The following is a 20,983-nucleotide window of genomic DNA, read 5'->3' on the forward strand; positions in this document are numbered from 1 at the left end:
CGGCATCCGGTTGAGGACAGCCCGATGACCGCACCTCCGGCCGATAGCGAGGAAACCATGATCCGCCGCGGCCCGCGTCTCGCCGAGACGCCGGAGCCGGTGTTGCATGTCCTGGTCCTGTCGCAGGAGGGCGGCGAGACCCGCCAGATTCCGCTCGGTTCCGAGCCATTCCGCATCGGGCGGGTTGCCGGCAATGACCTGGTGCTGCCGGCGCCGGAGGTCTCGCGCCACCACGCCCTGCTCACCGTAGCGGGGGAGGGGGCTAACCTCACCGATCTCGAATCCACCAACGGCACCTGGCTGGAGGGCGAGCGGCTCAGCGGCACCGCGCCGCTGGCGCCGGGTGCGCGCCTCGCCATCGGCCCCTTTGCCCTGCAGTACCAGCGCGGCCGCCAGCGCGAGATGGAACGCGCCGCCGAGCTGGAGCGCGAGATGGAGCGGGCCATCCGCTACGTGCAGGCATTGCTGCCGCCGCCCATCCCCGAGGGGCGGGTGCGGGCGGAGTGGAGCTTCCTGCCATCAGCCAGCATCGGCGGCGATGCCTTCGGCTACCGCTGGGTGGATGCGGAGCGTTTCGCCGTCTTCATCCTCGACGTGGCGGGGCACGGCGCCGGCTCCGCCCTGCTTGCAGCTTCGGCGATGAACATGTTGCGCGCCGGCATCGGCAGCGACCCGGCCGCGGTCCTGGCCGGGCTCAACGCCAGCTTCCAGATGGAGGACCAGGGTGGCCTCTTCTTCACCATCTGGTACGGCGTCGCCGACCTTGCGGCGCGGCGGCTCGATTACGCCGCGGCTGGCCATCATCCCGGCTTTCTGCTCCAGCCGGGCGCGGCAGCGCCCGAGGCGCTCGCCACCCGCAACCCGCCGGTCGGCATGATGCCGGGCATCCGCTTCCGCACCGGCAGCGCGGCCTTGCCGGCCGGGACGCGGCTTCTGCTCCTCAGCGATGGCGCCTTCGAGACCCGGGCACCAGATGGCCGCCAGCTCGGCCTCGCGGACTTCCTGGCGCATCTCCCGCTCGCCGCCCCGCCAGCAACAGGGGCGCCGGAACGGCTGCTCCAGGCCGCGCGGTCGCTGTCGCGGCCGGGTCCTTTCGCGGACGATGTCTCCATACTGTCGCTGGACTTCGCGTGACGGCACGGTGAAGCCTCCGGCGCAACGATGACGAGGATGACCCGATGGATTTCGCGCTGACCGAACTCGATCCTGGCACCCATCGGGTGGCCCTGAATGGCCGACTCGATGCGGCGGGTGCCGAGGCGATCGATCAGCGCTTCACCGCCGCCGTCGGCAGCGTGGCGAAGAATGCGCTCGTCGACCTGACGGAGGTGAGTTTCGTCGCTTCGCTCGGTCTGCGCATGTTCATCTCCGTCGCCCGCGTGCTGCAGCGGCGCGGCGCGCAGATGATCCTGTTCGGCGCGCAGCGGCAGGTGATGGAGGTGTTTGAGACCATTGCCCTCGACCAGATGATCCCGATCGTCGCCACCGAGGCGGAGGCGCGGGCCCGCCTCGCCGCGTGAGCTTCCGCTACCGGATCGCCGGCGGGGCAGCCGAGGTCTCGGCGGCGCAATCGGCCTTGGCCGCCTGGATGGAAGCGGCTGGCGCCAGCCCGCACAGCATCGCCCGTGCCGAGGTCGTGCTGGAGGAGTTGGCGCTGAACGCCCAGCGCCATGGCGGCGCGCCGGACGTGCTGGTGGAAGCCAGCATTGCCGCGGGTTTCTGCACCCTGGTGCTCGAGGATGCCGGCCGTCCCTTCGACCCGACCGCCGGCGCCCTGCCGCTGCCTGCCGCCTCGCTGGGGGCAGCGCGTATCGGCGGTCTCGGCCTCGCCCTGGTCCGGCGGAACGCGGCGGCGCTGCGCTACATCCGCACCGGCATCGGGCGGAACCGCGTCGAGGTCGATCTTCCGCTCCCCTGACACCCGCAGAGGCGCAGCCTGCGGTCTCCGCACTACGGAGCGGAAATGCAGGCCTCTCCGTGTGCTTGGCGCTGACCTGCCTCGGATCGTACCCATGGCGGCCGTAGCGTCACTCCGCTTCCGCAGCCGGCCTTGCCGGGGCATGGCCCGCTGGCCATGGATTACGCCCGCAGGAAGCGGCCGAGCCAGATCAGCACCTCCTCCGGCGCCTCCTCGGCGAGGTAGTGGCCGCTATCGACGCCGCCGCCGGTCACCTCGCCGGCGGCATAGCCGCGCCAGATGGCGAGCGGATCGTACCATTTGGGGATGGATCCCTTGGCGCCCCAGAGCGCCAGCAGCGGGCATTCCAGCTTCCGCCCGGCGGCGCGGCTGGCACGGTCATGCTCGAGGTCGATCGCCGTCGCCGCGCGGTAATCCTCGCAGATCGCGCGTACCGTGCCCTCCTCCCGCAGCGCCGCCAGGTAGTCGGCGCGCGCCTCGGGATGGAAGAAGCCGCGATCCTTTGGCTCGCGCGAGGTGTGCAGGTCGAACCAGTCCTCCACGTCGCGCAGGATCATGCGCTCCGGATTGTCATGCGGCTGCGCGAGGAAGAACCAGTGATAGTAGCCCAGCGCGAAGGCCATGTCGGTGCGCTCGAAATGCGCCAGCGTCGGGATGATGTCCATGGTGCAGAGGCGCTCGACCCGCTCCGGATGGTCGAGCGTCAGCCGGTGCGCGACGCGGGCGCCGCGGTCATGGCTGACGACGGCGAAGCGCTCATGGCCCAGATCGGTCATCAGCGCGGCCAGGTCCGCCGCCATGGCGCGCTTCGCCATGCCGCTGCTGTCCGGCAGGGCAGGGGGCTTCTGCGAGAAGCCGTAGCCGCGGATGTCGGGCACGATGACGGTGAAGCGCCGGGCGAGCGTCGGCGCGATCTTGTGCCACATCGCATGGGTCTGTGGGTTGCCGTGCAGCAACAGCAGAGGCGGCCCGCTGCCGCCGCGGCGGAGGCGGATGCGCTGGCCGTTGGCCTCGCGGAATTCCAGCGTGAACCCTTCGAAGAACATGGGCGACCTCCCAGCCTGCGATCGCCCTGGACGGAAGCACCCAGGGCCTGGAACCGCCGCCAGTCTGCGGCCATCAGCCGCCGGGCGCCAGGATCTGCGCGGGCGAGGCCTCGGTCGACCGCGGCGCGACCTGGCGCCAACCCTGTCCGGTCCAGATACGAGCCACGACATCCACCCTGCCGTTGGCGTCGATGCGGATGTCGTTGAAGGCATTCGGTTCGCCGCGGAGGCGATGCGAGGTGCTGGTGGCCGACAGCACCACGGTCAGGCGCTCCTTGGCGGCATCGTCCGGAACCACCGCCGCCGGCTCCGCCACGTCGCCGACATGGAGATGGCCGGAAAGGACCAGCCGAACCCCCTGCCGGGCGAAGGATTCCAGCGCCATCGCCGCCCCGCCCACCAGCCGCGCCTCCGGCGCTGCTCGCGGCGGCAGGAAGGGGTGATGCGCGACGACGATGCGGGTGAGGCCCGGCGGCAGGGCCGCCAGCCGTGCCTCGCAGCGCGCCAGCCGCCCGCTGCCGACCCGCCCGCGCGACCAGTCGAGGTAGAAGCCCGCCCGGCGCGCGGTGTTCAGCCCGACCACCCCGATCCGCCCGTCCTGAAAGACCGGTTCCGTCTCCGGCGCGATGAAGCGGCGCCAGCGCGCATAGGGGTCGAGGAAGCGCTCCACCAACTTGAACGGCGTAATGTCATGGTTGCCCGGCACCACCAGCACGGGCGCCTGCAGCCCGTCGATGAAGGCCCGCGCGGCGCGGAATTCGCTCCGCCGGGCCCGCATGGTGAGGTCGCCGCTGATGGCGATGAGGTGGGGCGGGTCGCGGTTCAGCTCTTCCGCCAACGCGGCGACGACATCGGGCAGCTCGGCGCCGAAATGCAGGTCGGAGATATGGGCGATGCGATGCATGGGGTTCAGGCCTCCGCCGTGGCAGCGCGGTGCGGCGCCGCGGCCACCGCGGCCGGGACGACGACGCGGAGCGCCCCGGGCTGGATTGCGTAGCGCAGCGGCGGGGCGAGCAGCAGCGCCTCGCCGTCGTTCATCACGCGGAGGCTCCGCCGCCGGCTGTGGATGATGATCTCCTGCGCCGGCCGCTCATCGAGCTCCGGCCGCCGTCGCCAGCGGCCGAGCGCCATTGCCGCCAGCATCCGGGCGATCCACCAGGGACCGAATTCCCGCGCCTGGTAGAGAAAGAGCTCGCCCCGGTCGAGCCGCGTCCTGCTGAAGAAGGCGCCGAAGCCCTCCGCGTAGGCGTTGTTGGCGACGGCGAGCGCGCGGAGGAAGACCGGCTGCTCCACCGTGCCGTCGAGCGCGAGGCGGAGCCGCATCGGCCGGTAGCGCAGCATGGTCCGCAGCGCGGCGAGCATGAGCCGCACCTGCCCGCCGGTGCCGCGATGCCGCTCCCGGTGCCGCCCGATCGCGGTCGGCAGGCCGAGGACGGAAAGGCAGAGGAAGACATGGCCGTTCACCGCGGCCACGTCGATCGCCCGGACCTCGCCATGCGCCAGCGCCTCCGCCGCCGCCTCGAGCCCGAGCGGGATGCCGAGATCCTTTGCCAGCATGTTCATGGTGCCGAGCGGCAGGATGCCGAGGGCGATGCCCGTCCCGACCAGGCGCTGCGCCGCAGCGGCGATGGTGCCGTCCCCGCCGCCGACCACCACGGCGTCCATGCCGAGCGCCACCGCCTGGTCCAGCCGGCGGCCGAGATCGGGTTCCTCCGCCTCGTGCAGGATGCTGGGCGCGAGGCCGGCGGCAGCGAGTCGCTCCGCCACCTCCTCGGCCGCGCGTTCCCGGCCCAGCAGCCCGCCCGAGCGGGCATTGATGACGACGGCGACTTTTCGCATCGCCGCAGAACGGCGGCGGCAGCGCCGGGTTCACGCCCGCACCGGATCATTTTCGAAACGTCATGCCGGCCGGTTGACCGCTGCGTCGCGCCGGGCGAGCCTCACCGCTGAAAAGGATGGAGGAAGCCATGTCCGAGGATAGCGCCCTGTTCGACAAGGGCCTGCCGATCCGCCGCGAGGTACTCGGTGCCGAGTATGTCGATGCCTCCATGGCCAAGGCCGATGACTTCATGATGTCCTTCCAGCGCGCCACCACCGCGATTGCGTGGGGCTGGGCCTGGGGCGACCCGACGCTGGACCGCAAGACGCGCAGCCTCATCAACCTCGCCATGCTAACGGCATTGAACCGCGCGCCGGAGATCAAGCTGCATGTGAAGGGCGCGCTGAACAACGGCGTCACCGTCGAGGAGATCAAGGCGACGCTGCTGCACGCGACGGCCTATTGCGGCATCCCGGCCGGGCTCGACGCCTTCAAGGCGGCGCATGAGGTGCTGGTGAAGGAAGGCGCACTCAAGTGAGCGGGCCGATCCGTCGCCTCGGCTTCGTTGGCATCGGCAACATGGGCTGGCCGATGGCGGCCAATCTGGTGAAGGCCGGCTTCGAGGTCACGGTCAGCGACGCCGTGCCGGGGCGCGCCGCGCAGTTCGCCGGCGAGGTCGGCGGAAGGGCAGCCGGCGGCGCGGCGGAGGCGGCGCAGGACGCCGAGGCCGTGGTCACGATCCTTCCGACCAGCGCCCAGGTGGCCGAGGTCGCAGCCGCGATCGGCCCCGCCCTCGCCCCCGGCAGCCTCGTCATCGACATGACTAGCGGCCAGCCCGGCAAGACCCGGGAGGTCGCCGCCGAGCTTGCCGGGCGCGGCATCGGCATGATCGACGCGCCCGTCTCCGGCGGCGTGCCGCGGGCGAAGAACGGCAGCCTCGCCATCATGCTGGGCGGGGAGGAAGCGCTGCTCGACCGCGCCGAGCCGGTGCTGAAGGCCATGGGCACGAGCCTCCACCGCTGCGGCGGCATCGGCGCCGGGCAGGCGATGAAGGCGCTGAACAACCTCGCCTCCGCCGGCAATTTCATGCTCGGCGTCGAGGTCATGCTGATCGGCCAGCGCTTCGGCCTCGATCCCGCGAAGATGGTGGACGTGCTGAACGCCTCGTCCGGCATGTCGGACAGCAGCCAGCGGAAGTTCAGGCAGTTCGTCCTCAGCCGCCGGTTCGACGATGGCTTCGCGCTGGAGTTGATGGTGAAGGATCTTGGCATCGCGCTTGAGGTCGGGCGGCAGACGGAGACGCCGACGCCGCTCGCCGCCCTGGCCAGGGAACTGTGGGCAGCGGCGCTCGCCTCGGTCGGTCCGGGCAACAACCATACCGCCGCTGCGCAGCTTCCCGAGAAGCTGGCGGGCGAGGTCCTGGGGGGGAACAAGTAGGATGCATTGGGAGGCCTATGCGATCCGCTACGGTCGGCACGATCGGCCGGCCCAGTCCAACTTCCTGCTGCCGGTGCAGGACCCCCATGAGGCGATGCCGCTCGACTACTATGTCTGGCTGCTGCGCAACGCCGAGGGCCATGAGATCGTCGTTGATACCGGCTTCGACGCCGCCTGCGCCGAACGCCGCGGCCGCACGCTGAGCCGTTCCGTCGCCGACAGCCTCAAGGCGATGGGCAGCGACCCGGCGCGGGTTCAGGACGTGGTCGTCACCCACCTCCATTACGACCATGCCGGCAGCGTGGAGCTGTTCGCCGGGGCCAGGATCCATATCCAGGAGCGGGAGATGGCCTTCGCCACGGGCAAGCATATGTGCACCGCCTGCATCCGCCTGCCTTTCGAGGCGGATCACGTGGTGTCGATGGTCCGCGCTCTCTTCGCCGACAAGGTCGTCTTCCATGACGGGGAAGGGGAGGTGGCGCCGGGCGTCACGGTCCACCGCGTGGGCGGCCATTCGGACGGGCTGCAGGTGGTGCGGGTGCAGACCGCGCGCGGCCCGGTCGTCATCGCCTCCGATGCGATGCATTTCTATGCCAATGACCGGCAGGGCAATCCCTTCCCCATCATCTTCGACCTCGGTGCCATGACCCAGGGCTGGCGCATCGCCCGGCGGCTCGCCGGCGGGGACGAGAGCCGGGTGATCCCGGGCCATGATCCGGAGGTCCGCACCCGCTTCCCGGCAGTCGAGGGGCAGGGGGGCGATGTGGTGGCGCTCCATCTGCCGCCGATCGGCTGAGGGGTCGCGCCCTTGGCAAAGCTGGCCTAGGCTCGATCTCAAAGACGACAACCGCCGAGAGCGAGACCCCATGCCCGATACCGCCATGCCCGATCCCACCAGGCTGAAATTCGGCGTGGGCCAGCCCGTGCCGCGCAACGAGGACCCGATCCTGCTGCAAGGGCGCGGCCGCTACACGGACGACATCGACCTGCCCGGCCAGCTTTATGCGGTGATGGTGCGCAGCCCCTACGCGCACGGCATCATCCGCGGCATCGACACAGGGGCGGCGAAGGAGGTGCCAGGCGTGCTCGGCGTCTATACCGGCGCTGACCTCGCCGAAGCCGGCTACGGCGCCATGCGCTGCGCCCTGCCGCTGAAGAATCGCGACGGCAGCCCGCTCACCAATATCGACCGGCCGCCGCTGGCCCTGGACAAGGTCCGCTTCGTCGGCGACCCGGTTGCCTTTGTCGTCGCCGAGAGCCGGATGGCGGCGCGGGACGGGGCCGAGGCGGTATTCCTCGACATCGATATCCTCCCCGCCGTCACCGAGGCCTCGGCCGCCGCGGCAGCGGACGCGCCGCAGCTCTATGATCACATCGCCGGCAACCAGATCCTCGACTTCCATCATGGCGACAGCGCAAAGGTCGCCGAGGCCTTCGCCGCCGCCGCCCATGTGACGAAGCTTTCCATCCGCAACAACCGCGTCGTCGTCTGCGCCATGGAGCCGCGCAGCGCCATCGGCGAGTACGATGCGGAGGCGGGACGCTACACGTTGCATGTCGGCAGCCAGGGCGTCTTCGGCCTGCGCGCGCAGATGGCGGATATCCTGAAGGCGCCGACCGACAAGGTCCGCATCCTCACCGGCAATGTCGGCGGCAGCTTCGGCATGAAGGCGAGCTGCTATCCCGAGTACCCCTGCCTGCTCCACGCTGCGAAGCTGCTCGGTCGGCCGGTGAAATGGACCGATGACCGCACCGGCTCCTTCCTTTCCGACCAGCATGGCCGCGACCATGAGGTGGAGGCGGAGCTTGCCCTCGATTCGGAGGGCCGGGCCCTTGCCGTGCGGCTCACCGCCTTCGCTAATATGGGCGGCTACCTGGCGACGGTTGCGCCGCTGATGGGCACGGGTAACTTCGTCAAGAACATCCAGTCCAACTACGCGACCCCGCTGATCGAGGTGAACACCCGCTGCCTCGTCACCAACACCACGCCGGTCTCCGCCTATCGCGGCGCCGGGCGGCCGGAAGGCAACTACTTCTTCGAGCGGCTGCTGGAGCAGGCGGCGAAGGAGACAGGGCGCAGCGCCATCGAGCTGCGCCGCATCAACCACATCAAGCCGGACGCCTTTCCCTTCCAGGCCTCGACGGGCTCCGTCTATGACAGCGGCGACTTCACCGCCGTCCTGGAGCGGGCGCTCGAGGCCGCGGACTGGGAGGGCTTCGCGGCCCGCAAGGCCGAGAGCAAGGCGCGCGGAAAGCTGCGCGGCCGGGGCATCGGGAATTTCCTCGAATGCACCGCGCCGCCGATGAAGGAGCAGGGAGAGATCCGCTTCAACGAGGATGGCACGGTGACGATCATCACCGGCACCCTCGATTACGGCCAGGGTCATTGGACGCCCTTCGCCCAGGTGCTGCACCAGTCGCTCGGCGTACCCTTCGAGAGCATCCGCCTCGTGCAGGGCGATTCCGACCTGCTGATCGTCGGCGGCGGCACGGGCGGCTCGAAGTCGCTGATGGCCTCCGGCGCCGCGATCATGGAGGCGGCGCAGCTCGTGATCGAGAAGGGTCGTACCGCCGCCGCGCATATGCTGGAAGCCGCTGTGGGCGACATCGAATTCGACCGCGATGCGGAGGGCCTCGGTCGCTTCGCCATCGCCGGCACGGATCGTTCGATCGACATCATGGAGCTGGCCCAGCGCATCCGCACCGCCAACAACCCGCCGCCCGACCTGCCGGAGAGCCTCGATGTCCGCCATGTCTTCGGCGAGGCGCCGCAGGCCTACCCCAATGGCTGCCATGTCTGCGAGGTGGAGATCGAGCCGGAAACCGGCATCGTCGAGGTGGTGCGCTACCTGTCGGTGAACGACTTCGGGGTCATCGTGAATCCGCTGATGGTCGAAGGCCAGGCGCATGGCGGCATCGTCCAGGGCATCGGCCAGGCGCTCTACGAGCATGTTGCCTATTCCGAGGAAGGTCAGCTTCTCTCCGGGAGCTACCAGGACTACTGCCTGCCGCGCGCCGGGGACCTGCCGAGCTTCGGCTTCGAGAGCCATCCCAGCCCCTGCAAGACCAACCCGGTCGGCGCCAAGGGCTGCGGCGAGGCGGGCTGCGCCGGCTCGCTGCCTGCGGTGATGAATGCCCTGGTGGATGCCCTTTCGGACTACGGCATCACCCATATGGACATGCCGGCGACGCCGGAGCGGGTCTGGCGTGCCATCCACGGCATGGCCACCTGACGGCAGACACGGGAATGTGAGGCAGCACTGGTCGCTTCGGCTGGCAGAAGGTCCGGTATCGACATGCCGGACCTTTTGCGGCCCCTATCCCGCCGCTCATGGGTTTGCACTATGCTGTGTTACGGACAAGGCAGGAGCCTGGCCGCCGAACTGGTTGTGCTTGGGTCGGCTACATCGCTTCTTGCGAAGGGACTGAAGGAATGACCAGGCTCAACGGGCGGCGCGTTCTGGTTGTCGAGGACGAGGCTCTGGTCGCGATGCTGGTGGAGGATGCGCTGCTCGATGCCGGCGCATCGGTCATCGGCCCGGTGGCGACCGTGGCGGAGGCGCTTGCGTTGCTGCAGCGGGAGCTACCGGATGTCGCCGTGCTGGACCTCAACCTGGCCGGCGAAACCTCCACCCCGGTCGCCGATGCCCTGGCGGCGCGAGGCGTGCCCTTCGTCGTCGCCACCGGCTATGGCGCGGATGGCCTGCCCCCTGGCCATGCCGAGGTGCCCGTCCTGGCGAAACCCTACGATCCGGACGACCTGACGAGCGCCCTCGGCCGCCTCTGCAAGTAATCAGGTGGTGGCCGGCGCTGCGGTGGAATGCCGCAGCCGCGCGGCCAGCTGTGCCAGGCCGAGCGGCTTGCCGACGTGGCCCGAAGGCAGGTCAGTCCGGCGGCAGGTGCAGGGCGAGCCACAGCGTCTCCCGCTCAGGGTCGGTCCAGGCGACGCGGTGGCGGCAGCCAGCGGGCAGCACCGCCCATTCACCCGGCGCCAATGCCTGCTCGGTGCCATCGGCAAAGCCGAGCCGTGCGGCCCCCGCCAGCAGCAGCACGAATTCCTCGCCCTCCTGTTCATACCAGAAGCCCGGTGGGTCGCTCTGGCCGAGCGAGACGATGCGTTCGACGCGCCCGCCGCCCGCGGCGAGCAGCGTCTCGAAGCGCTCGCCTCCCTCGGCTGGGGCCACCAGCCCCTCGCCGATGCGGCCGAAGCGCGGGGCAGCGCTCAAACCGCACCCTCGGCAAAGGCCGGCGGCACCGGCGCCGCGCAGAGCCCCGCCGCCTCCAGCGCCGCCGCGGCGCGGAAGAGCAGCCCTTCCGTCCAGGACTTGCCGATGAGTTGCACGCCGATCGGCATCGCGCCCTCCGCCTGCTGCACCGGCACGGTCAGCACCGGCACGCCGATATTGCTGATCGGCTGGGTGAAGAGGCCCATCGTGGGCCGCAGCGGCAATTCCACCCCATCCAATGTAAGGGTTTCCTGTCCGATCGGCGTCGCCGGCACCGGCGTCGCCGGGGCGAGCAGGATATCCCACCCGGTTATCAGGGCCCGCATCGCATCGCGCGCCCTGGCGCGCACGCGCTGGGCCTGCAGGACCCAGGCGGCGGGGATCAGCGCGCCCGCCAGCAGCCGGTCCTGGATCAGCGGCTCATACTCCTCGAGCCGGGTGCGGAGCGTCGGCAGGTGCAGCGCCCCGCCCTCCGAGGCGGTGATGATGAAGGCGGCGGAGCGGCTCGCCTCCGCCATCGCCCATTCCACCTCAGCCGCCGCCCCCAGCCCCTCGGCCACCGCCGCCACCGCGCGCCGCGCCGCCTCGGATTGCATCCGGCCGAACCAACCGCCGAGCCGCGCCACCCGCAGCCCCGCAAGCCCGGCGCCGAGCAGCGGCGTCACCGGCTCGGGCGGCTGCGGCGCCTGGTGGTCGTCTTCCGCGTCGATCCCCTGCAACGCATCATAGGCGGCGGCCAGGTCGGCGACGCTGCGGGCGAAAGGCCCGGTATGGTCGAGCGAATGGACGAAGGGGAAGGAGCCGTGGCGCGACAGGCGCCCATAGGTCGGCTTCATACCGAAGATGCCGTTCAACGAAGCCGGCACCCGGATCGAGCCGTTGGTGTCGGTCCCGAGGCTGAGCGGCACCAGCCCCGCCGCCACCGCCACGCCCGAGCCGCCGGAGGAGCCGCCGGCGATGCGTGTCAGGTCATGCGGGTTGCGGCAGGGCCCGTCATGGCTGTTCTCCGTGGTGAAGCCGTATGCGAACTCGTCCATGTTGAGCGCGCCGAGGCAGATGGCGCCGGCCGCATCCATCCGCCGCACGAGGAAGGCGTCATGCGTCGCTGGGGCGGCATCGCGGCGGATGCGGCTGCCGGCCCGGGTCGGGATGCCGGCGAGGTCGAAGAGGTTCTTCACCGCATAGGGCACCCCGGCCAGCGGCCCGGGGTCCTTCCCGGCGGCGATGCGCCCATCGACGGCGTCGGCCGCCGCGATTGCCCGTTCGGCAAGCACGGCGGTGAAGGCATTCACCTCCGGCCCGCGCGCCGCGATGCGGGCCAGCGCCGCTTCCGCCACGGTACGGGCCGAAACCTCGCCCGCCCGCACCTGGGCAGCGATGGCGAGCGCCGGGCCGTTCATGGACGATACACCGGCGCCGGCTCATCCGCCTCGGTCAGCGGCACGGCGAGCGCCGGCGCAGCGATGCGGACGACCAGCGCGAAGGCCGCCGCGACCCGGGCCTGGCGAGCGGCATCGAGGGCGAGCCCGACCGCCGGGGCAGCGGCAGCCACATGGGCGGCAGGATCGAAACGGTCGGGATCGAGCATCGGCTTGGCTCCGGCGGGAAGGGCCGCATCGTTCCATGCGGGTTCCGTGCTGGCCAGCCTTCACCGCTCGCGCATCGGTGATCGAAGGGCAGGCGGACCATTTCGCCCGTTCGGCGTTGCGCCGCAGAGATGGATTTGGGGGATTGGATGGCGGAGCGACGCACCGACAAGCCGAAGCCGGCGAAACGAGCGGCCTCGGCCGCGAAGCGCAACTTAGCCGAGGCACCGCCGGCGATCGTCCCCGCCCTTCCCGCCGTCATAACCCCGCCGGAGCCCGAGCCGGAGCCGGCCTTGAGCGGCCCCCTGGCGCCCCGCCTCTATCTGTTGCATCCGCTGCTGATCGGCCCGCTGCCGGCCTGGGATGCCGCCTTCGAGCGGGCCGCCGGGCTTGGCTTCAACGGGGTGCTGATCCCGCCACCCTTCGCCACTGGCGCCAGCGGCCATCTCCACCAGATCGGCGACCCGGACAGCCCGCTTCCGGCGCTTGAGGCCCAGGGCGACAGCGCCGCGGCACTGGAGACGCTGGCCGCCAAGGCGCGCGCCCATGGCCTCGACCTTTATATCGACCTGGTGCTCGACCGCGTTGCCGCCGACGGGCGCCTGGCCCGGGAGCAGCCCGGCTGGTTCGCCGGCAATGCCCCCACGGGGATGCCCGACCCGCGGCTGGAGCCGCCGGACCGGGATACCTTGCGGGCCCGCTGGGACGACCCCGATACCGTCGCCGGGCTCGGCGCCTGGTGGGAGGAGCGGCTGCGCCGCTTCACCGCCGCGGGCGTCGCGGGCTTCCGCTGCGAGGCGCCGGCACGCGTGCCCGGCCGCGTCTGGCGCCGGCTGACCGCCGCCATTCCCGAGGCGCGCTTCCTTGCCTGGACCGTCGGCCTGCCCGCGGAGGCGGTGTCCGAGCTGGCCGAGGCCGGCTTCGCCGCGACCTTCGACAGCCTCGCCTGGTGGGACCTGCGCGAGGGCTGGCTGGCCGAGGAGGCGACGCGCCTTGCCGCCATCGCCCCGGCCATCGCCACCGTGGAAGCGCCCTTCGGCCCGCGCCTCGCCGCGCGCGACCCCGACCCGGCCATGGCCGAGCGGGCGGCGCTGCGCCATCTCCGCCTCGCCGCCGGCATCGGCGCCGGGCTGCTGGTGCCGATGGGCTTCGAGTACGGCGCCCGCCGGCCGCTCGACGCCGCGCAGGACCGGCCGGGCGACTGGGACTGGCTCCTGCGCCACGCGCCCTTCGACCTTTCGGAGGCGATCCGCGCCACCAATGCCATGCTCGCCAGCCGCCCGCTGGCACCGGCCGACCTTCGCCCGCTCGCCGGGCCTGGGGCGTCGGCCACTGCCCTGCTGCGCGCCGCCGGCCCGGATGTGCGCCAGGCCCAGCGCGCTGCTCTAGTGCTCGCCAACCCCGACCTGCATCGTCCGGCGAGTGTCACGGCGACGGCGTTGCTGCCCGCCACGGGCGGCGTCTTCACGCGCTTCACCCCGAGCCTGCCCGAGGACGGGTCGGGCCTTGAGCCCGGCGGCACGCTGCTGCTGCAGCCGGGCGAGGTGCGCATCCTCGATGCCATCCCGCCCCGCCCGATCCGCCCTGCCGGCGAGCCCAGCGCCGAGGCCGGCGCCAGCGCCCCGCGCCTCGGCATCGAGAAGATCGAGCCGGTGGTCGATGACGGCCGCTTCCCGGTGAAGCGCACGGTCGGCGAGGTGATCGAGGTGCGCTGCGACGTGGTCTGCGACGGCCATGACAAGCTCGCCGCCGCCCTGCTCTGGCGCGCCGCCGACGAGGATACCTGGCGCGAGGCGCGGCTCCGCCCCCTCGGCAACGACCGCTGGGCGGCCAGCTTCCCGCTCGAGCGCATGGGCCGCTACATCTTCGCCGTTGAGGCCTGGCGCGACGCCTTCGCTACCTTCACCGACGAACTGCAGAAGAAGCACAATGCCGGCGTCCCCGTCGCGCTGGAGCTGGAGGAAGGCCGCCTGCTGGTCGAGGCCGCCGGCGGGCGCGCCGGCGGCGCCGTCGCCGAGCTCGCCGCCCGCCTGGTCGGGGCAGGGGAGGGGGAGCGCCTCGCCCTTCTGCTCGCCCCGGAGACCGCGGCGTTGATGGCCGAGGCGGACGACCGCCCCTTCCGCCTCCGCAGTGCCGAGATCCCCGTGGAGGCCGAGCGCACCGGTGCCCGCTTCGCCAGCTGGTACGAGCTCTTCCCGCGCAGCCAGTCGGGCGATCCCTCGCGGCACGGCACCTTCGACGACGTCATCCGCCAGCTGCCGCGCATCCGGCGGATGGGCTTCGACGTGCTCTACTTCCCGCCCATCCACCCGATCGGGAAGAAGAACCGGAAGGGCCGCAACAACACGCTGACCCCGGCGCCGGATGACCCCGGCAGTCCCTATGCCATCGGCTCGGAGGACGGTGGGCATGACGCGCTGCACCCGGAGCTCGGCTCGCTCGAGGATTTCCGCCGACTGGTGAAGGAGGCTTCGGCGCATGGGCTGGAGCTGGCGCTCGACTTCGCCATCCAGTGCAGCCCGGACCATCCCTGGCTGCGCGAGCACAAGGAGTGGTTCGACTGGCGGCCGGACGGCTCGCTCCGTTACGCCGAGAACCCGCCGAAGAAGTATGAGGACATCGTCAACGTCGATTTCTACAACGAGGGCTCCGTCCCGTCGCTGTGGATCGCGTTGCGCGACGTCGTCCGCTTCTGGTGCGATCAGGGCGTGCGCCTGTTCCGCGTCGACAACCCGCACACCAAGCCCTTCCCCTTCTGGGAATGGCTGATCGCCGATATCCGCGCCCGTCACCCGGACGCCGTCTTCCTGGCCGAGGCCTTCACCCGGCCGAAGGTGATGTACCGGCTGGCGAAGCTTGGGTTCAGCCAGTCCTACACCTACTTCACCTGGCGCAACGAAAAGCAGGAGATCGAGGAGTACCTGACGGAGCTGACGACGACGGCGCCGCGGGACTTCTTCCGCCCGCATTTCTTCGTCAACACGCCGGACATCAACCCGCTCTTCCTGCAAAGCTCCGGCCGGGCGGGCTTCCTGATCCGCGCCGCGCTGGCGACGACGCTTTCCGGCCTCTGGGGCATGGTGCAGGGCTATGAATTCTGCGAGGCCCGCGCCATGCCCGGCAAGGAGGAATACCTCGACTCCGAGAAGTACCAACTTCGCGCCTGGCCCGACCGCGCGCCGGGCGATATCGTGGACGAGGTCACCCGGCTGAACGCCATCCGCCGCGGCAACCCGGCCTTGCAGACGCAGCTTGGCGTGGCCTTCCACAACGCTTTCAACGACAACATCCTGTGGTACCGCAAGGCGACGCCGGATCGGGACAATTGCATCCTGGTCGCGGTCAGCCTCGACCCGCACAATGTCCAGCAGGCAAGCGTCGAGCTCCCGCTCTGGGAATGGGGACTGCCCGACCACGCGGCACTGGAAGCAGAGGACCTGATGCGCGGACACCGCTTCACCTGGCAAGGCAAGATGCAGACGATACGGCTCGATCCCGGCGAACTTCCCTTCGGCATCTGGCGGGTTCGCCCGGCAGGGGGCATCTAGATGAGCCTGCCCGAGGATCCGCACTGGTACCGCGACGCGGTGGTCTACCAGCTTCATGTGAAGAGCTTCTTCGACGCCAATGACGACGGCATCGGCGACTTCGCCGGGCTGCTGCAGAAGCTCGACTACATCGCCGAGCTCGGCGTCGACACGCTCTGGCTGCTGCCCTTCTACCCGAGCCCGCTGCGCGACGACGGCTACGACATCGCCGACTACCGCTCGGTCAACCCGAGCTACGGCAACATGCACGACGCCCGTCGCTTCGTGCGCGAGGCGCATGCGCGGGGCCTGCGCGTCATCACCGAGCTGGTCATCAACCACACCAGCGACCAGCACCCATGGTTCCAGCGCGCCCGGGCCGCGAAGCCGGGCTCGGCTGCGCGCAACTACTATGTCTGGTCCGACACCGACCAGAAATATGACGGCACCCGCATCATCTTCCTCGACACCGAGAAGTCGAATTGGACGTGGGACCCGGAGGCCAAGGCCTATTTCTGGCACCGATTCTACAGCCACCAGCCGGACCTGAACTTCGACAACCCGCGCGTCCTGGCCGAAGTGCTGAACGTGATGAAGTTCTGGCTCGATATCGGCGTGGACGGGCTGCGGCTCGACGCCGTGCCCTATCTCGTCGAGCGCGAGGGGACCAACAACGAGAACCTCTCCGAGACCCATGCGGTGCTGAAGACCATCCGCAGCAAGCTCGACCAATCCTTCGAGGGGCGCATGCTGCTGGCCGAGGCCAACCAGTGGCCGGAGGACACGCAGCAGTATTTCGGCCAGGGCGACGAATGCCACATGGCCTTCCACTTCCCGCTGATGCCGCGGATGTACATGGGCATCGCGCAGGAAGACCGCTTCCCGATCACCGACATCCTGCGCCAGACGCCGGACATCCCGGAAGGCTGCCAATGGGCCATCTTCCTCCGCAACCATGACGAGCTGACGCTCGAGATGGTGACGGACCGGGAGCGCGACTATCTCTGGTCCACCTACGCCGCCGACAAGCGCGCGCGCATCAACCTCGGCATCCGCCGCCGCCTTGCCCCCCTGTTGCAGCGCGACCGCCGCCGCATAGAGCTGATGAACGGGTTGCTGCTTTCCATGCCCGGCACGCCCGTCATCTACTACGGCGACGAGATCGGCATGGGCGACAACATCTTCCTCCGCGACCGCGATGGCGTGCGCACGCCGATGCAGTGGTCGCCCGACCGCAACGGCGGCTTCTCCAAGGCCGACCCTGCGGCGCTCGTCCTGCCGCCCCTGCAGGACCCGATCTATGGCTTCCAGGCGGTCAATGTCGAGGCCCAGGCGCGCGACCCGCATTCGCTGCTCAACTGGATGCGCCGGATGCTGGCGGTCCGGAAGCGCAGCCGCGCCTTCGGCCGTGGGGAGATGCGCCTCCTCTACCCGGCGAACCGCAAGGTGCTGGCCTATGTCAGGGAGTTTGAGGACGACACGATCCTCTGCGTCTTCAACCTGTCCCGCGCCGCGCAGGCGGTGGAACTCGACCTTTCCGCCAGTGCCGGTCGCGTGCCGGTCGAGATGCTGGGCGGCACAAGCTTCCCGCCGATCGGCCAGCTCCCCTACCTGCTGACGCTGCCGCCCTACGGCTTCTACTGGTTCGTTCTGGCAACCGAGAAGGCCCTGCCACCCTGGCATGAGCCCTCGCCGGAGCCGCTGCCCGATCTCCGCACCCTAGTCCTGAAGGCCGATGTGAAAGAACTTCTCGGAGCCGCCGTCAGGCGTGAGCTGGAACAGCTCGTCCTGCCCGAATACCTGCCGAAGCGCCGCTGGTTCGCCAGCAAGGGCGAGCGGATCGAATCGATCCGGCTCGGCGCCATCGCCAGCCTGCCGGAGGCAAGCGGCGCCGTGGTGATGGCCGAGGTCGAGATCGGCCTGCCCGGTCGCACCGAGCGCTACGCCTTGCCGCTTGCCGGCGTCGAGGACGTCGAGGGCGCCGGTCCGCTCGCCTCGCAGCTCGCCCTGTCGCGGCTGCGCCAGGTGCGCCGCGTCGGGTTCCTCACCGATGCCTTTGCCGATGACCGCATGCCGCCCGCCGTGCTGAATGCGTTGCGGCAGGGCGTCAGCCTGACGACCGAGGAAGGCGAGATCCGCTTCAGCGCCACCTCCCGCCTGGCCGAGGTGCCCTTGCCCGAGACGCCCGAGATCAGGCGCCTCTCGGCCGAGCAGTCGAACTCCTCGCTGATCTATGGCGAGCAGATCGTCCTGAAAATCATCCGCCGCATCAACCCCGGCATCCATCCGGAAGCGGAGGTCACGCGCTACCTGACGGAGGCCGGCTTCGGCAACACTGCCCCGCTGCTCGGCGAGGTCGTGCGCATCGCGCCAGACGGCACGCCGCACACCCTGATGCTGGCTCAGGGCTTCGTCCGGAACCAGGGCGATGGCTGGGGCTGGACGCAGGATTGGCTGCACCGCGCCGTCGATGAGGCGGCACTCAGCGAGGAGGCGCCGGAGGATGCCTTCGCCGGCTACCTCGCCTTCGCGGAGGCGCTTGGCCGCCGGCTCGGCGAGTTGCATGCGACGCTCGCCCGGCCGACCGACAACCCCGACTTCAAGCCGGAGCCGGCGACCGAGGCGGATCGCGCCAGTTGGGCGCGCGGCGCGCTGGAGCAGCTAGACCCGGCGCTCGATCTGCTCGCCCGCGGCGGCCTCGCCGAGGATGTCGCTCCGCTCGCCGCCGCGCTGGTGGCGAAGCGCGAGGCGCTGCATCAGGCCGCGCAGCGTCTCGCGCAATCCGCCGACGGCGCCTTGAAGACGCGTGTGCATGGCGACTTCCATCTCGGCCAAGTGCTGGTGGCGCAGGGCGACGCGGTGATCGTCGATTTCGAGGGCGAGCCGGCGCGTACGCTCGAGGAGCGCCGCGCCAAGGGCAGCCCCTTGCGCGACGTTGCCGGCCTGCTGCGCAGCCTCGACTACGCCGCCTCCGTGGCGGTGGCGAGCGAGGCGTCGGGCGCCGCCACGGCGGCTCCGGCTGAGCGCCGTGCCGCGCTCTTCCAGCGCTGGCAGCGCGAGGCCTCCGCCGCCTTCCTCGAGGCCTACCGCACCGTCGAGCATGCCGCCGAGAGCCCCTGGGTTCCCGCCGGTGCCGAGGCGGCCCTGCTCGACCTCTTCCTGCTCGAGAAGGCGGCCTATGAGGTGCGCTACGAGGCGGCCAACCGCCCCGCCTGGATCGGCGTACCGCTCCGTGGCCTTGCCGCCCTGGCGGAAAGGATCACCGCATGATCTCCGGGACCGACTCCCTCGTCGCGGGCCGCCACGGCGACCCCTTCGCCATCCTCGGCCCGCACGGAGAGGAGATCCGCAGCTTCCAGCCCGGCGCGCGCGGCATCACCGTGCTCGCCCGCGAGGGCGGCGAGGAGATCGGCCGGCTGGAACAGGTGCATCCCGCCGGCCTCTTCGCCGGCCACGTCTCCCGTCCGGTGCCCTACCGGCTGCGCATCGACTGGCCCGGTTCGGTGCAGGAGACGGAGGACCCCTATAGCTTCGGCCTGCTGCTCGGCTCGCTCGACCTGCATCTCTTCGCCGAGGGAAGGCATTTCGAACTCGCCAAGGTCTTCGGCGCGCAGGCAATGGTGGTCGATGGCGTGCCCGGCGTTCGCTTCGCCCTTTGGGCACCCAATGCGCAGCGTGCGTCCGTGGTTGGCGAGTTCAATGGCTGGGATGGCCGGCGCCACCCGATGCGGCTGCGGCGCGAGGCCGGCGTGTGGGAGTTGTTCATTCCCCGCCTCCGCCCCGGCGCGCCCTACAAGTACGAGCTGATCGGCGCCGATGGCAGCGTGCTGCCGCTGAAAGCGGATCCTCTCGCAACGGCGACGGAGATGCCGCCCGCCACCGCCTCCCGCATCCCCGACCCCACGCCCTTCCTGTGGACCGACCAGGACTGGATGGCGGAGCGTGGGGCTCGCCAGGCCGAGGATGCGCCGATCTCCGTCTATGAGGTCCATCCCGGTTCGTGGTGGCGTGACGCCGCTGGCGAATCGCCGGACTGGGACCGGCTGGCCGACCGGCTCATCCCCTATGTGCAGGGCATGGGCTTTACCCATATCGAATTCCTGCCGGTGATGGAGCATCCCTTCGGCGGCTCCTGGGGCTACCAGCCGCTCGGGATGTTCGCCCCAAGCGCCCGCTTCGGCTCGCCAATGGGCTTCGCCCGCTTCGTCGATCGCGCTCATGCGGCGAAGATCGGCATCATCCTCGACTGGGTGCCGGCGCATTTCCCGACCGATGCGCATGGCCTCTACCGCTTCGACGGAACCGCGCTCTACGAGCATGCCGACCCGCGCGAGGGCTTCCACCGCGACTGGAACACGGCGATCTACAATTTCGGCCGCAACGAGGTGCGCGGCTTCCTCCTCGCCAGCGCCATGCACTGGCTGGAGCACTACCATATCGACGGCCTGCGCGTGGATGCCGTCGCCTCCATGCTCTACCGCGACTATTCGCGCCCGGCGGGCGAGTGGATTCCGAACCGGTACGGCGGCCGCGAGAACCTGGAAGCCGTCGCCTTCCTGCAGGAGCTGAACGCCGTCGTCGAGGAGCGTTGCCGCGGCGCGGTGATGATTGCCGAGGAAAGCACCGCCTGGCCCGGCGTCACCCGCCCGACCGGCGAGGGTGGCCTGGGCTTCCACTACAAGTGGAACATGGGGTGGATGCACGACACCCTCCACTACATCGAGGAGGACCCGGTCAACCGCCGCTACCACCATGACAGCATGACCTTCGGACTGGTCTATGCGTGGAGCGAGAAGTTCATCCTGCCGCTCAGCCATGACGAGGTGGTCTATGGCAAGGGGTCGCTGATCGGGAAGATGCCGGGCGACCAGTGGCAGAAATTCGCCAATCTGCGCGCCTACCTCGCCTTCATGTGGACGCATCCTGGCAAGAAGCTGCTGTTCATGGGCGGCGAGATCGCCCAGCCCAGCGAGTGGAACCACGATGCCGCCCTGTCCTGGGGCCTGCTCGACGAGGCGCGCCACCGCGGCATTCAGCGCCTCGTCCACGACCTCAACCTGGCCTATCGCGGCATCCCCGCGCTGCACCGGCAGGACGCCTCGCCGGAGGGTTTCCGCTGGGTGGTTGGCGGCGACAACGAGCAGAGCATCTTCGCCTGGCTCCGTTTCGGCGCGGCAGGCGACCCGCCCGCCCTCGTCGTCTGCAACATGACGCCGGTGCCCCGCTACGGCTACCGCATCGGCGTGCCGATGGGCGGCACCTGGCATGAAGTGGTGAACACCGACGGCGCCGCCTATGGCGGGACGAACACGGGCAATGGCGGCTCGGTCCAGGCCGAGGCGGCGGAGAGCCACGGATTCGACCAATCGGTCCCGCTCTTCCTGCCGCCGCTGGCTGTGCTCGTCCTTCGGCATCAAGGGTAGC

Annotated in this window: 17 protein-coding genes; 11 read left to right on the forward strand and 6 right to left on the reverse strand. The window is 70.3% G+C overall.

Annotation, left to right across the window (positions count from 1 at the left end):
- The first annotated feature begins 24 nt into the window (after positions 1-24).
- From LH62_RS28520 to LH62_RS17230, 3 genes are read left to right on the forward strand one after another with little or no spacing between them, the layout of a single operon-like run.
- Positions 25-1,134, forward strand: a complete 1,110-nt coding sequence (locus LH62_RS28520; protein ID WP_052214620.1) for a PP2C family protein-serine/threonine phosphatase — start codon at positions 25-27, stop codon at positions 1,132-1,134.
- A gap of 44 nt (positions 1,135-1,178) precedes the next feature.
- Positions 1,179-1,520, forward strand: coding sequence for an STAS domain-containing protein (locus tag LH62_RS17225; RefSeq protein ID WP_052214621.1), 342 nt, complete (start codon positions 1,179-1,181; stop codon positions 1,518-1,520).
- On the forward strand, positions 1,517-1,918 hold the full coding sequence (locus LH62_RS17230; RefSeq protein WP_043363311.1) for an ATP-binding protein: 402 nt from the start codon (positions 1,517-1,519) through the stop codon (positions 1,916-1,918). Before LH62_RS17225 ends, LH62_RS17230 begins: the two co-directional genes overlap by 4 nt.
- Positions 1,919-2,079: 161 nt before the next feature.
- Here the strand turns inward: LH62_RS17230 and LH62_RS17235 are convergent, their stop codons facing one another.
- The 3 genes from LH62_RS17235 to LH62_RS17245 form a co-directional block, all read right to left on the reverse strand.
- Positions 2,080-2,964: an alpha/beta fold hydrolase gene (locus tag LH62_RS17235; RefSeq protein ID WP_043363312.1), complete on the reverse strand. Its 885-nt coding sequence runs from the start codon at positions 2,962-2,964 to the stop codon at positions 2,080-2,082.
- A gap of 73 nt (positions 2,965-3,037) precedes the next feature.
- A complete protein-coding gene (locus LH62_RS17240; protein ID WP_043363313.1) occupies positions 3,038-3,868 on the reverse strand; it encodes a metallophosphoesterase in 831 nt (276 codons plus the stop codon).
- Positions 3,869-3,873: 5 nt separating this feature from the next.
- A complete protein-coding gene (locus tag LH62_RS17245) occupies positions 3,874-4,803 on the reverse strand; it encodes a diacylglycerol kinase family protein (protein WP_043363314.1) in 930 nt (309 codons plus the stop codon).
- Positions 4,804-4,931: 128 nt separating this feature from the next.
- Between LH62_RS17245 and LH62_RS17250 the strand changes: the two genes are divergently transcribed.
- From LH62_RS17250 to LH62_RS17270, 5 genes are all read left to right on the forward strand, one after another.
- The gene (locus LH62_RS17250) at positions 4,932-5,321 is read left to right on the forward strand and encodes a carboxymuconolactone decarboxylase family protein (protein WP_043363315.1); all 390 of its coding nucleotides are present in this window, start codon (positions 4,932-4,934) and stop codon (positions 5,319-5,321) included.
- A complete protein-coding gene (locus LH62_RS17255; RefSeq protein ID WP_043363317.1) occupies positions 5,318-6,220 on the forward strand; it encodes an NAD(P)-dependent oxidoreductase in 903 nt (300 codons plus the stop codon). Before LH62_RS17250 ends, LH62_RS17255 begins: the two co-directional genes overlap by 4 nt.
- A 1-nt stretch (position 6,221) precedes the next feature.
- Positions 6,222-7,016, forward strand: a complete 795-nt coding sequence (locus LH62_RS17260; protein WP_043363318.1) for an N-acyl homoserine lactonase family protein — start codon at positions 6,222-6,224, stop codon at positions 7,014-7,016.
- A gap of 70 nt (positions 7,017-7,086) precedes the next feature.
- Complete coding sequence (locus tag LH62_RS17265) at positions 7,087-9,453, forward strand: xanthine dehydrogenase family protein molybdopterin-binding subunit (RefSeq protein ID WP_052214622.1); 2,367 nt, start codon at positions 7,087-7,089, stop codon at positions 9,451-9,453.
- A 200-nt stretch (positions 9,454-9,653) separates the two neighbouring features.
- Entirely contained in the window at positions 9,654-10,013 is a 360-nt protein-coding gene (locus LH62_RS17270; RefSeq protein WP_043363319.1) for a response regulator, read from the forward strand.
- A gap of 91 nt (positions 10,014-10,104) precedes the next feature.
- Here LH62_RS17270 and LH62_RS17275 read toward each other — a convergent pair whose 3' ends face one another.
- From LH62_RS17275 to LH62_RS17285, 3 genes are read right to left on the reverse strand one after another with little or no spacing between them, the layout of a single operon-like run.
- Positions 10,105-10,446 (reverse strand): cupin domain-containing protein, encoded by a 342-nt coding sequence (locus LH62_RS17275; protein WP_201445526.1) that lies wholly within the window; start codon positions 10,444-10,446, stop codon positions 10,105-10,107.
- Complete coding sequence (locus tag LH62_RS17280) at positions 10,443-11,846, reverse strand: AtzE family amidohydrolase (RefSeq protein WP_043363321.1); 1,404 nt, start codon at positions 11,844-11,846, stop codon at positions 10,443-10,445. Before LH62_RS17280 ends, LH62_RS17275 begins: the two co-directional genes overlap by 4 nt.
- Positions 11,843-12,034, reverse strand: a complete 192-nt coding sequence (locus tag LH62_RS17285; protein ID WP_043363322.1) for an AtzG-like protein — start codon at positions 12,032-12,034, stop codon at positions 11,843-11,845. The genes LH62_RS17280 and LH62_RS17285 overlap by 4 nt, the downstream gene beginning before the upstream one ends.
- Before the next feature lie 147 nt (positions 12,035-12,181).
- Here LH62_RS17285 and LH62_RS17290 point away from each other — a divergent pair, with 147 nt between their 5' ends.
- Genes LH62_RS17290 through glgB form a run of 3 tightly spaced genes read left to right on the forward strand, consistent with a single transcriptional unit; the run spans position 12,182 to position 20,982 of the window.
- The gene (locus tag LH62_RS17290; RefSeq protein ID WP_082012625.1) at positions 12,182-15,580 is read left to right on the forward strand and encodes a maltotransferase domain-containing protein; all 3,399 of its coding nucleotides are present in this window, start codon (positions 12,182-12,184) and stop codon (positions 15,578-15,580) included.
- The gene (gene treS / locus LH62_RS17295) at positions 15,581-18,829 is read left to right on the forward strand and encodes a maltose alpha-D-glucosyltransferase (RefSeq protein ID WP_043363323.1); all 3,249 of its coding nucleotides are present in this window, start codon (positions 15,581-15,583) and stop codon (positions 18,827-18,829) included.
- Positions 18,826-20,982, forward strand: coding sequence for a 1,4-alpha-glucan branching protein GlgB (glgB, locus tag LH62_RS17300; RefSeq protein WP_043363324.1), 2,157 nt, complete (start codon positions 18,826-18,828; stop codon positions 20,980-20,982). Before treS ends, glgB begins: the two co-directional genes overlap by 4 nt.
- The last annotated feature ends 1 nt before the right edge of the window (position 20,983 follow it).

It is taken from the genome of Belnapia sp. F-4-1, assembly GCF_000802185.1.
Taxonomy (GTDB): domain Bacteria; phylum Pseudomonadota; class Alphaproteobacteria; order Acetobacterales; family Acetobacteraceae; genus Belnapia.